A 12,330-nucleotide genomic window follows, 5' to 3' on the forward strand; every position below is an offset into this window, starting at 1 on the left:
ACCGCCTCCGCTTAGTGTTTAAAATGACGAACGTTCGTAAAGATCATCGTGATACCGTGTTTATTGCACGCATCAATGGATTCCTGGTCGCGAATCGATCCACCCGGTTGGATGATCGCCGTGATGCCTGCCGCTGCCGCTGCTTCGACCGTATCCCCCATCGGGAAGAAGGCGTCTGATCCCATTGCGGCACCAATCGCTTTCTCACCGGCTTGGGTGATCGCGATATTCGCTGAACCAACACGGTTCATCTGTCCGGCGCCGACGCCGACCGTCACTTCGTCTTTCGCAATGACGATGGCGTTCGATTTGACGTGTTTGACCGCACGCCAAGCGAGTTTTAAGTCTTCCCATTCGGCTGCCGTCGGTTTCCGGTCCGTTACGACACGTGCTGACGCATCATCGAGTGTCTCATCGTCACTGTCCTGCACAAGCATGCCGCCGGCGACTGCCGTATAACGAATCGCTTGGACACGTTTGACATCCAGTTCGAGTAACCGAAGATTTTTCTTCGCTGCAAGCAACGTAAACGCGTCTTCCGTAAAGGAAGGAGCGATGATGATTTCGAGGAAAATTCCGCTTAACTGTTCTGCTGTTGCGAGATCGACTTCGCGGTTCAAGGCCACGATCCCACCGAAGATGGAGACAGGATCGGCGGCGTGCGCCCGGCGGAAGGCTTCGTCGATTGTCGGACCAACCGCGACGCCACATGGATTCATGTGTTTGACGACGACGGCTGCCGCTTCACGGAACTCATCGAGAATCTCAAGCGCTGCATTGGCATCCTGGATATTGTTGTAGGACAATTCTTTGCCGTGGAGTTGCTTCGCCGAAGCGAGTGATGCCCCGCGGTAAATCGGTGTTTTGTAAAAGGCGGCTTCCTGGTGTGGATTCTCTCCATAACGCAGATCCTGAACCTTCTCTAGCGTGATCGTCAACTGATCCGGGAACTTTTCGCCTGTCTGCGTCAAGAAGTAGTCTGCAATCAAGGCATCGTAAGCCGCTGTATGGCGGAACGCTTTTGCTGCCAGCTTCTGGCGTGTTTCGAACGTCGTTCCACCAAGATGAATCTCGTTGATGACATCTGCGTAATCTGCCGGATCAACGATGACCGTCACCGCCGCATGATTTTTCGCAGCAGATCGGATCATGCTCGGTCCACCGATATCGATGTTTTCAATCGCATCGGCGTACGGGACGTCTTCCTGCATGACCGTTTCTTTGAACGGATAGAGATTGACGACAACAAAATCAATCGGTTCAATCTGTTGTTCTGCCATCTGTTCCCGGTGGCTCTCGAGATCACGTCGTCCAAGCAGTCCACCATGGACCATCGGATGAAGGGTCTTGACCCGTCCGTCCAGCATCTCTGGAAACTGTGTGACTTCACTGATACCAATGACCGGAAGTCCTGCTGCCTCAAGGGCTTGATGTGTCCCACCTGTCGAAACGAGTTCAATCCCTGCCTGGTGCATCGCCTGTCCTAATTCAACGATGCCGGTTTTGTCTGATACACTGATTAACGCTCTCATACGTTTGCCTCCTCTTTCATCCACTCTTCGATGACTTGCGGGTACAGTTTATGCTCGACTTGCTGAATCGCCTGTTGCAGCGTTTCCCGTGTCATATCCTCTGTGATCCGGACCGCTTCTTGTGCGATGATCGGTCCCGTGTCCATCCCTTCATCGACTATATGAATTGTAACACCTGTGATTTTGACTCCGCCACGAAATGCTTGCCCGATTGCATCTTTTCCGGGAAAAGCCGGCAGCAACGACGGGTGGATGTTGACGATTCGTCCGGCATAGTGTGCCAGCAAAACATCCCCGATTAATCGCATATACCCGGCCAAGATAATCCGTTCCACATGTCGCCGCTCCAACTCGGCGACGATTTCCCGCTCGAACGTTGGTTTATCCGGATACTCCTTGGCTGTAAACACGAACACATCACAGTTACGTGCGCGTGCCCGTTCAATCACTTTCGCTTGTTTTTGATCACAGACGACGAGTTCAATCGTAGCCTGCAGACGTCCTTCTTCAATCGCGTCGAACAATGCTTCGACATTACTGCCACTTCCCGAGGCAAAACAGGCGATTTTCATTGATCGACTCCATGGATGCGGACGCCCGGCTCATCCGTGACTGTCCCAATCGTATAGACTGTCTCATTTTCACGGGCAAGGCGTGCCGTGACGGCATCGACATCTTCCGGTTTAACGATCATCATGTAACCGATGCCCATGTTGAAGACATTGTACATATCGTGACGCGGCACGTTTCCGGCTTGTTCGAGCCAATCGAAGACCGGCAACGTCGGCCATTTTTTCGGGTCAAACGTCGCACCGCATCCTTCAGGAAGAACACGCGGAACGTTTTCGTAAAAACCGCCGCCGGTAATATGGACCATCGCCTGAATTTTTTCTGTCTCGAGGGCCGCTTTGACCGCTTCGACGTAAATCCGTGTCGGCATCAGCAACGTATTGCCGATCGTACTGCCGAACATCATCAACTCATCTTCGTACCGCAGACCGCTTTCGGCGACGATCTTCCGGACAAGTGAAAAGCCGTTCGAGTGAACGCCCGACGAAGCGAGACCTAAGATGACGTCTCCCGGTTGAACGTGTTCTCCTGTGATCAATTTTTGTTTTTCGACGGCACCGACCGCGAATCCGGCGATATCGTATTCACCGTCTGCATACATCCCCGGCATTTCTGCCGTTTCCCCGCCGATCAATGTACAACCGGACTGGACACAACCTTCGGCAACGCCGGCGACGATCCGCTCGATTTTAGCGGGAACCGCTTTTCCGAGAGCGATGTAATCGAGGAAATAGAGCGGTTCCGCCCCTTGGACGATGATGTCATTGACACACATCGCAACACAATCAATCCCGATCGTATCGTGCTGGTCGAGGGCGAAGGCAAGCTTCAGCTTCGTTCCGACGCCGTCCGTACCGCTGACGAGGACCGGTTCTTTCAGATTCAATTGACTGAGGTCGAACATTGCACCGAAACTGCCGAGTCCCGTCATGACTTCTTTGCGCATCGAGCGGGCCACGTGTTTTTTCATTCGAGAAACGGATTCGTATCCTGCCGTCAGGCTGACACCTGCTGCTTCGTATTGTTTACTCATGCTTTGTTCCCCCATCTGTTCAAAGTTTGGCTTCTAATTCTAATGCACCGATCGGTGTTGGATATTCGCCTGTGAAACAAGCCGTACATTGACCTTTCAACGGACCATCAAACGGGCGGTCGATTGCATTGACCATTCCGTTGACCGTCAAAAACTCAAGTGAATCGGCTCCGATTTCCCGGCAAATCTCACTTGGTGTCAAGCGGGCGGAAATCAGTTCATCTTTTGAGGATGTATCGATCCCGTAATAACACGGATTGGTGATGGGGGGTGCCGTGATGCGGACATGGACTTCGGTTGCCCCGGCTTCCCGTAACAGTCCGACGATGCGGCGGCTTGTCGTCCCGCGAACGATTGAATCATCAACCATGATGACCCGTTTGCCGTTGACGACACCCCGCAGCGCCGATAACTTCATCTTGACACCGCGCTCGCGGAGTTCTTGTGACGGCTGAATGAACGTCCGACCGACATAACGGTTTTTGATCAAACCCATTTCATATGGAATGCCGCTCGCTTCCGCATACCCGATGGCGGCGGAAATACTCGAATCCGGCACACCGGTGACGACGTCTGCCTCGACCGGTGCTTCTTCGAACATCTTTTTGCCAAGTGCTTTTCGTGCCGTATGGACGTTGACCCCATCAATCATCGAATCGGGACGGGAAAAGTAGATGTATTCCATCGAACACATCGCCCGCTCATGTGGTTCCATATATTGACGCGATGACATGCCGGACGTTGTGATGGTCACGAGCTCCCCAGGCTCGATATCCCGAATGAACTCGGCGCCGACGATGTCAAACGCACATGTCTCCGATGAAAAGACAATTCCGCCGTCCGGTGTTTTTCCAAGCGACAACGGCCGCAGACCGTGTGGATCAACGGCGACGTACAACGTATCTTCCGTCAAGAACAAGAACGCGAACGCGCCGACGAGTCGAGCCAGACTATCGGCAATCCGGTCTTCAAGCGTCGGTAACTTACTCCGCTTGACGAGGTGAGCGACAACTTCCGTATCACTCGTCGTTTGGAAAATCGCTCCTTCTGCTTCGAGTAGATGTTTTAATGAATCGGCATTGACGAGGTTCCCGTTGTGCGCAAGCGCCAGGTCGCCCGTCCGTGATTTAAAATGGAGCGGTTGTGTATTCTCAAGCGTATTTCCCCCGGCCGTCGAATAGCGGACATGTCCGATGGCGTGGTGCCCGGATAAAGAATCCAGTGTTTCTTGCGAAAAAACTTCCGTGACGAGCCCTTGTCCCCGGTGCGGCAGGAGCAGTTTGCCGTCGCTTGCGACGATTCCTGCCCCTTCCTGTCCCCGGTGTTGCAGGCTGTGGAGTCCGTAATACGCAAGTTGCGCTGCTTCCGGTTGTCCAAAAATCCCGAACACCCCACACTCTTCATTTAATCCTTTGATGTCATATAACACGCGATCGCCCCTTCCCAGTCGGCTTGCAGTGTTGAACGTGTCGCTTCGATGAGTGTATCGCTTGTCTTGATTTGCAAAGCATCTTGATCGGTAACGTATCCTATTTTATGCGCCCCTGTCAGTTTTACGAAGGCGGCTTCCTGTTCCGGCTTCACCGTCACGACGAAACGTGATTGCGATTCACTGAACAGATTTAGTGCCGGACCGTCAAATGTCACGTCAAGACCAAGCGTCGTTCCGAATGTCATCTCGGCTAAGGCAACAGCGAGACCACCTTCTGCCACGTCATGAATCGCTGTGACTTGTCCCGCTTGAACCGCCGCTTGCAAGGCCAGTAACCGCTCTTGTTCGACGGCTAAGTCAATCTGCGGTGCTTTCCCGAATGATTTTTCGAATTGCAGGTATTGCAGTTCACTGCCGCCGAATTCTGCTGTCGTTTCTCCGAGCAGGTAAACAGCGTCGCCTGCTTGCTTGACGTGTTGCGTCGTAATCCATTCGGTCTGTTCGTGAAGACCGACCATCCCGACGACCGGCGTCGGATGGACTGCTTTGCCGGCGGATTCATTGTACAAGGAAACATTTCCACCGATGACCGGCGTCTCGAGCACACGGCACGCTTCTGCCATTCCGGCCGTCGCTTGCTGTAGTTGCCAGAAGCCTTCCGGTTTATCCGGATTCCCGAAGTTCAGGCAGTCGGTGATCGCGAGTGGTGTCGCACCACTGGCAACGATGTTGCGGGCTGCTTCAGCGACGGCAATCTGTCCGCCGACGAACGGATCGAGGTAAACGAAACGGCTGTTGCAGTCTGTCGTCATCGCGAGTGCTTTGTTCGTTCCGCGAACCCGGATGACGGCTGCATCAGAACCCGGTGCGACGACCGTTGACGTTTGAACCATATGATCGTATTGGTCGTAGACCCAACGTTTTGAAGCAATCGTCGGTTGTTTGAGTAGGGAACGCCATGTCTCGACCACATCGTCAACGACTGGTAACGTTTCCTCCATCGTTTGGAACTCTTCATAATATGCCGGGACACGGGATGGTTTGTTGTAGACCGGTGCTTCTTCTGCCAGCGCATCCACCGGTACTTCAGCGACGATTTTGCCGTGTTGGACCAAACGAAGGACTTTTTCATCGATGACTTCTCCGACATGCACCGCATGGAGTCCCCATTTGCTGACGATCGCTTCGATTTCCGATTCGCGTCCGCGTTCAACGACCAACAACATCCGTTCTTGTGACTCTGATAACATCATTTCATAAGCTGTCATGCCTGTTTCCCGTTGCGGTACATCATCCAGATGCATCTCGATGCCCATACCGGCTTTCGAAGCCATCTCGGCTGATGATGATGTCAGTCCGGCAGCTCCCATATCCTGCATGCCGACAAGCGCCGGATGACCAACGATTTCAAGACAGGCTTCGATCAAGAGTTTCTCCATGAACGGATCCCCGACCTGAACGGCTGGACGTTTTGCTTCCGTATCTTCCCCAAGATCTTCTGAAGCAAAGGTCGCTCCGTGAATCCCGTCGCGTCCGGTTGCGGCTCCGACGTACATGACCGAGTTCCCCGCCCCTTTGGCGAGACCCTTTTGAATGTCTTCATGGTTGATCAAGCCGATACACATCGCATTGACAAGCGGGTTGCCCTCATACGAATGATCAAAGCCGACTTCTCCCCCGATCGTCGGAATCCCGACACAGTTCCCGTATCCGGCAATTCCAGCGACCACTTGTTCAAACAGTTGATTGACACGCGGTGTACCGAGGTGACCGAACCGAAGCGAGTTCATCAAGGCGACCGGACGGGCTCCCATCGAAAAGATATCGCGGATGATCCCACCGACACCGGTCGCTGCCCCTTGATACGGTTCGACGGCTGACGGGTGATTGTGACTCTCGATTTTAAAGACGACGGCTTGATTGTCCCCGATATCGACGACACCGGCTCCTTCACCCGGACCTTGCAGGACGCGTGGACCTGTCGTCGGAAACTGGCGTAACACCGGCTTCGACGTCTTGTACGAACAGTGCTCCGACCACATGACGGAAAACAATCCGATTTCTGTGTAGTTCGGTTGGCGTCCGAGTAAGTTGACGACCATCTCATATTCCGCATCGCTCAGTCCCATTGTTGCGTAGATCCGTTGTTCCTGAATTTGCTCCATCGTTGGTTCAGACTGTTGTTTTAACATGATGTGCCCCCTGTTTGACGAGTGAAGTGAATAACTTAAGTCCATCGGTTCCGCCGGTCAGCAGTTCAACTGCCCGTTCCGGGTGTGGCATCATGCCGAGGACGTTCCCGGCTTTATTCGTGATGCCGGCGATATCGCCGCGTGATCCGTTCGGATTATCGGTATACGTAAAGGCAATTTGTCGGTTCGTCTGTAACATCGCATACGTCGCATCGTCACAGTAGTAGTTGCCTTCTCCGTGCGCGATCGGAATCGTAATCGTTTCTTGCGCTGCGTAGTCGGATGTAAAACGCGTCTCATTGTTTTCGACCTTCAGTTCAACCGTCCGGCACATGAACTTCAGTCCCGTATTCCGGTGTAAGACACCCGGGAGAAGCCCGGCTTCAACAAGAATTTGGAACCCGTTGCAGACGCCGAGGACCGTTTTGCCTTCTGCCGCAAATCGTTTCACTTCCTCCATGATCGGTGAGAATTGAGCGATCGCGCCACACCGGAGGTAGTCGCCGTAGGAAAAACCGCCCGGTAACAGGACACCGTCGTATCCTTCAAGGGACGTTTCCGTATGGAAGACGTAGTCCGCTTCTTCGCCGAGTGCGTCTTTGACAGCATGATACATATCTAGATCACAGTTCGATCCGGGAAAAACGATGACGGCAAACTTCATACGGTCGTCACCTCTTCTACGTCAAAACGGTAATCTTCCATCACAGTGTTAACGAGCAGTTTCTGACACATCTCATGAATCATCGCGTCCGTTGTCTCATCGGAAACGAGCAACTCAATCCGCTTGCCAATCCGAACTTCTTCGACCCCCGCAAAACCAAGCTGGCTTAGACCGCCTTTGACCGCGACACCTTGTGGATCTAAAATACTTTCTCGTAATGCGACCGCTACTGTAACCTTTTTCATTGTCCGTTTCCCCCTAGGCGATTGAATAGTGTTTGGTATGTGTCGATGAGTGATCCGATATTGCGGCGAAAAACATCTTTGTCGAGGTGTTCGCCCGTTTCCTTATCCCATAACCGGCATGTGTCCGGTGAGATTTCGTCTGCCAGCAAAATTTCGCCGGCCGGTGTTTTACCGTATTCCAGTTTAAAATCAACGAGCGTGATGCCCTTGTTATCAAAGTAGGGACGCAAGACGTCATTGACACGATGGGCTTCCTGTTCAAGCCGTAAAAGCTCTTCTGTAGTCGCAATCTTCAGTAAATTGATGTGTGCCGGTGTGACAAGCGGATCACCTAAGCTGTCATCTTTATAATAAAACTCGACGATCGGCGTCTCGAGCACCGTTCCTTCTTCGATGCCCAGCCGTTTACTGAGGCTGCCGGCGACGACGTTTCGCACGACGACCTCAAGTGGAATGATGGTGACACGACGTACGAGCTGTTCGCGCTCCGATGTCCGTTCAATGAAGTGGCTCGGAATTCCCGCCGCTGCGAGGACCTCAAAAAAGTGGCTCGTCAAGCGGTTGTTCAATTCTCCTTTACCGGCAAACTCTGCCTTCTTCTCTCCATTAAATGCTGTTGCCTCGTCTTTGTAGACGATGCGGAGCACATCCTGCTCCTGCGTCGTGTATAACCGTTTCGCCTTGCCTTCATAAAGTGGTTGCATCGATTTCGTCCCCCATGATCCTAAGATGTAGACGGGAGCCGAGCTCCCGTCCCAGGTTGATTAGTTCAAGCCACACCGTTCAAAGATTTCATCGACTCGGCTCGTATGATACGTTGGATCAAAACAAGCATCGAGTTCTTCTTCTGTAAAGAGTTGTTGAATGTCCGCTTCCTGCCATAAGACATCGCGGAACATGATTTGTTCTTCCCATGCCTGCATCGCCCGCGGTTGAACGAAGTCGTAGGCCGCTTCGCGTGACCAGCCTTTTTCAATCAAAGCGAGTAAGACGTGACCGGAGAAGATGACACCAAACGTCCGGTCCATGTTGCGTTTCATGTTTTCCGGGAACACCGTCAGATTTTTGATGATGTTACCGAACCGATTCAACATGTAGTTGAGTAATCCCGTCGCATCCGGCAAAATGATCCGTTCCGCAGACGAGTGGGAGATATCCCGTTCATGCCACAGTGAGACGTTTTCGTACGCTGTCACCATATGGCCGCGGATGACACGGGCAAGACCCGTCATGTTCTCGGAACCGATCGGATTCCGTTTGTGCGGCATCGCCGATGATCCTTTTTGACCTTTAGCGAAGAATTCTTCGACTTCACGAGTCTCCGTTTTTTGAAGACCACGAATTTCCGTCGCCATCTTTTCAATCGATGTCGCGATTAAGGCAATCGTCGACATGTAATGGGCATGACGATCACGTTGCAGGGTTTGCGTCGAGACCGGTGCCGGTTTCGTGCCAAGCTTCTCACAGACATATTTTTCGATGAATGGGTCGATGTTCGCAAACGTTCCGACCGCTCCCGACATCTTGCCGTATTCGACTGTTTCCCGTGCTGCCTCGAACCGGACTTTATTCCGTTTCATTTCTTCGTACCAAAGGGCCAGCTTCAGACCAAACGTCGTCGGCTCAGCGTGTACGCCGTGTGTACGTCCCATCATGACCGTATACTTATGTTCGTTGGCTTTGACCTTCAAGATTTCAATGAAACGATCGAGATCGGCCGCCAAGATATCATTGGCTTGTTTCAACAGATACGATAACGCCGTATCAACGACGTCCGTTGACGTCAGTCCGTAATGAACCCATTTGCGTTCTTCGCCAAGTGTCTCCGATACGGCACGTGTGAAGGCGATGACGTCGTGTCGTGTCTCTTGCTCGATTTCATTGATCCGATTGACATCAAAGGAAGCTTTTTCCCAAAGCAACTGGACGTCTTCTTTTGGAATCACGCCAAGCTCACTCCAGGCTTCACATGCTAAAATCTCAACTTTTAACCAGGCTTCGAATTTGTTCTGTTCTGTCCAGATCGCTTTCATTTCAGGACGTGTATAGCGTTCGATCATCTAACCGTCTCCTTCCATATCTGCAGGCGCGCAACTTCGGCTAACGCTTCTTCGACCGAATCAGCCAAGATGTTCAGATGCCCCATCTTCCGCCCCTGTTTTGCGTCCTGTTTTCCGTATAAATGGACTTTCGTCCGCGAGGATAACATCGGTAATGCCTCGTCTAATGCTGTGATATGTTGACCTAGGATGTTCGCCATGACGACCGGTGTCGTCAAGCGGGTATCGCCAAGCGGCAGTCCGCAGATGGCTCGTATGTGTTGCTCGAACTGTGACGTCTCGCACGCATCAATCGAATAATGACCCGAGTTGTGCGGACGCGGCGCCAGTTCGTTGACGATCAATTCGGAACCGACGACGAACAGTTCGATTGCCAGTGTTCCGATCAAATCGACATCGTTCGCGAGACGCGTCGCCAGGTCAATCGCTTGTTGCTCCAAGTCGCTTGAAATACGGGCGGGAACGATCGACAGATGCAGGATGTTGTCTTGGTGGATATTTTCACTGACCGGGAAGACTTTCGTTTCCCGCTCGCTTCGCGTGACGATGGCGGAAATCTCTTGGTCAAACGGCAACCACTTTTCGGCAACGTATTCTGTCGGTTCAAAACGGGTGACGGCCGTTTCTAGATCCAGTTCCGTTCGAATGACCGTCTGCCCTTTGCCGTCATAACCAAACCGGGCTGTTTTTAAGATGAAGGGAAGACCTAACTGCCGTTTTGCTTCGAGAAGATCATCGGTCGTCTGAACTGCCTGGTATGGTGCCACTTGATAACCGAGCTGTTCAAGCAGTTCCTTCTCACGAATCCGGTGTTGTGTCCGAAACAGAAGTTCGGTGCCATGGATCAATTTACCGCCGATGGCTTCCGCTACTTCGTGTGAGATGTTTTCAAACTCATACGTTACGACATCCGAGGCGTCAGCCAGTCGTTTGGCTGCCTCGACATCCGTGAACGGTGCCTGAATCTGTTGATCGGCAACTTGCGCACACGGTGCATTCTCCGTCGGATCAAGCGTGATGAGCGAATATCCCATTTGGCGTGCAGATAAAGCCATCATCCGCCCCAATTGTCCTCCGCCTAAAACTCCGATTCGTGTCATGTCAGATGCACCTCCGAAGCGATGACATCCCCTTCCAGTTCGACCCGCATATGATCTAAAGCCCGGGCAATCCGTTCATCGACGGTCGCAAGAATCTGAGCTGCAAGCAAACCGGCATTTTTCGCTCCAGCGTCTCCAATCGCAACGGTCGCAACCGGAACACCGCCTGGCATCTGAACGATCGAGAGTAAGGAATCGATGCCTTGGAGTGCTTTGCTCTGAATCGGGACACCAATCACGGGGAGCGTTGTCTTCGCTGCCACCATTCCTGGAAGGTGGGCTGCCCCACCTGCACCGGCAATGATGACTTTTAATCCTCGTTCCCGAGCGGATTCCGCATATCGAAACATTAAGTCCGGTGTCCGGTGTGCGGAGACCACTTTCTTTTCGTATGCAATGTCCAATTGATCCAGTACGTCACACGTTTTCTGCATGGTCACCCAATCCGATTGACTGCCCATGATGACTCCGATTTCCACCTTACTCATCTTCGTCTCCTCCTTTTTGCATAAAAAAAGCCCAAACCACGTCTAAAAGGGTGGCTTAGGGTATAAAAAGGTACGCCAAAAAACGATCGACGAACATCCATATACCCCATAGTCCAACGATTTAGGGTCGTCGGGTAGAAACTTGCAAGCCATATCCCTGCTATTATACGAGGTGTTATATTAAATCTTCCTATCACGCCTTCATCTTAACAAGACTGAACTCGATTCGTCAACCAAAGGCGAACAATTTAATTATCTGAAAATTCATCGTTCGGTTTTATACTTAATTTCTTCCATTCGGTTGGTTTTCCATTCGGAAATTTAAACTGCTGTCAACCTGACAGAAAGAAAAACTACTAAAAAAGACCACCCTTTCATAAAAGAAAGGATGGTCTTTGCGAAAAAACAATTCGATTCATGCCGATTCATGCGTTCTCAGATTCGAGTTTCGGCTTACAGTCAAAAATGATTTGTTGGCGGATAGGATACGGTTCTCCGTTGGCATCAAGTCCAAAAATCGGTTCTTCCCGTCGAACGGTCGGACGATAACCCATGGCATCAATCCGATCAATGCACTCGCTGATCGTTTCATTTTCTTCTACGGCAACGCGCATTTTTTGTTTTTTTGCCATGAGTCTCACATTCCTTCCTTATTATATATATGAAAAAAACCAAAAAAAGTCCATAAAAAAGCGGCGGCCCTTGAGCGTATGCTCCAGAACCACCGTTTGCCTGGCAACGTCCTATCCTCACAGGGGGAAGCCCCCAACTACTTTCGGCGTTCAAGTGCTTAACTTCCGTGTTCGGCATGGGAACGGGTGTGACCACTTGGCTATCGTCACCAGACGACGGGCTCGCGCCCTCAAAACTGAAGTCATCAACAAGATCATCTGCTAGAACAAGGCCTCGACCGATTAGTATCACTCAGCTCCGCATGTCGCCATGCTTCCACCCGTGACCTATCTACCTCATCGTCTCTGAGGGGTCTTTCTTGATTACTCAAAGGGAAATCTC

At 51.9% G+C, this 12,330-nt stretch carries 12 protein-coding genes, 2 rRNA genes and 1 riboswitch; all 14 genes read right to left on the bottom strand.

What is annotated here, in order from left to right:
- Window positions 1-11: 11 nt before the first annotated feature.
- Window positions 12-1,532 carry a bifunctional phosphoribosylaminoimidazolecarboxamide formyltransferase/IMP cyclohydrolase gene (gene purH, locus KNP87_RS10740; protein WP_214721647.1) on the bottom strand — a complete coding sequence of 507 codons (1,521 nt, stop codon included), beginning with the start codon at window positions 1,530-1,532 and terminating at the stop codon, window positions 12-14.
- Window positions 1,529-2,104 (bottom strand): phosphoribosylglycinamide formyltransferase, encoded by a 576-nt coding sequence (purN, locus tag KNP87_RS10745; RefSeq protein ID WP_214721648.1) that lies wholly within the window; start codon window positions 2,102-2,104, stop codon window positions 1,529-1,531. Before purN ends, purH begins: the two co-directional genes overlap by 4 nt.
- On the bottom strand, window positions 2,101-3,135 hold the full coding sequence (purM, locus tag KNP87_RS10750) for a phosphoribosylformylglycinamidine cyclo-ligase (protein WP_028106992.1): 1,035 nt from the start codon (window positions 3,133-3,135) through the stop codon (window positions 2,101-2,103). Before purM ends, purN begins: the two co-directional genes overlap by 4 nt.
- A gap of 19 nt (window positions 3,136-3,154) precedes the next feature.
- Entirely contained in the window at window positions 3,155-4,564 is a 1,410-nt protein-coding gene (purF, locus tag KNP87_RS10755; protein ID WP_026833967.1) for an amidophosphoribosyltransferase, read from the bottom strand.
- The gene (purL, locus tag KNP87_RS10760; protein WP_214721649.1) at window positions 4,540-6,759 is read right to left on the bottom strand and encodes a phosphoribosylformylglycinamidine synthase subunit PurL; all 2,220 of its coding nucleotides are present in this window, start codon (window positions 6,757-6,759) and stop codon (window positions 4,540-4,542) included. Before purL ends, purF begins: the two co-directional genes overlap by 25 nt.
- Window positions 6,740-7,423, bottom strand: a complete 684-nt coding sequence (purQ, locus tag KNP87_RS10765) for a phosphoribosylformylglycinamidine synthase subunit PurQ (protein WP_026829307.1) — start codon at window positions 7,421-7,423, stop codon at window positions 6,740-6,742. The genes purL and purQ overlap by 20 nt, the downstream gene beginning before the upstream one ends.
- Window positions 7,420-7,668, bottom strand: coding sequence for a phosphoribosylformylglycinamidine synthase subunit PurS (gene purS / locus KNP87_RS10770; protein ID WP_026829308.1), 249 nt, complete (start codon window positions 7,666-7,668; stop codon window positions 7,420-7,422). Before purS ends, purQ begins: the two co-directional genes overlap by 4 nt.
- On the bottom strand, window positions 7,665-8,372 hold the full coding sequence (gene purC, locus KNP87_RS10775) for a phosphoribosylaminoimidazolesuccinocarboxamide synthase (protein ID WP_214721650.1): 708 nt from the start codon (window positions 8,370-8,372) through the stop codon (window positions 7,665-7,667). Before purC ends, purS begins: the two co-directional genes overlap by 4 nt.
- 60 nt (window positions 8,373-8,432) lie before the next feature.
- A complete protein-coding gene (gene purB / locus KNP87_RS10780) occupies window positions 8,433-9,728 on the bottom strand; it encodes an adenylosuccinate lyase (RefSeq protein WP_028106995.1) in 1,296 nt (431 codons plus the stop codon).
- On the bottom strand, window positions 9,725-10,828 hold the full coding sequence (purK, locus tag KNP87_RS10785; protein WP_214721651.1) for a 5-(carboxyamino)imidazole ribonucleotide synthase: 1,104 nt from the start codon (window positions 10,826-10,828) through the stop codon (window positions 9,725-9,727). The genes purB and purK overlap by 4 nt, the downstream gene beginning before the upstream one ends.
- On the bottom strand, window positions 10,825-11,316 hold the full coding sequence (gene purE, locus KNP87_RS10790; RefSeq protein WP_026833973.1) for a 5-(carboxyamino)imidazole ribonucleotide mutase: 492 nt from the start codon (window positions 11,314-11,316) through the stop codon (window positions 10,825-10,827). Before purE ends, purK begins: the two co-directional genes overlap by 4 nt.
- A gap of 89 nt (window positions 11,317-11,405) precedes the next feature.
- Window positions 11,406-11,507, bottom strand: a riboswitch (purine riboswitch).
- A 234-nt stretch (window positions 11,508-11,741) separates the two neighbouring features.
- A complete protein-coding gene (locus tag KNP87_RS10795) occupies window positions 11,742-11,948 on the bottom strand; it encodes an NETI motif-containing protein (RefSeq protein ID WP_026833974.1) in 207 nt (68 codons plus the stop codon).
- 98 nt (window positions 11,949-12,046) lie between these two features.
- Window positions 12,047-12,162: ribosomal RNA gene (rrf, locus tag KNP87_RS10800) — 5S ribosomal RNA — on the bottom strand.
- A 48-nt stretch (window positions 12,163-12,210) separates the two neighbouring features.
- Window positions 12,211-12,330: ribosomal RNA gene (locus tag KNP87_RS10805) — 23S ribosomal RNA — on the bottom strand; the annotation flags it as partial.

Origin of the sequence: Exiguobacterium sp. s192, from assembly GCF_018618795.1 — a bacterium.
Taxonomy (GTDB): Bacteria; Bacillota; Bacilli; order Exiguobacteriales; family Exiguobacteriaceae; genus Exiguobacterium_A; species Exiguobacterium_A undae.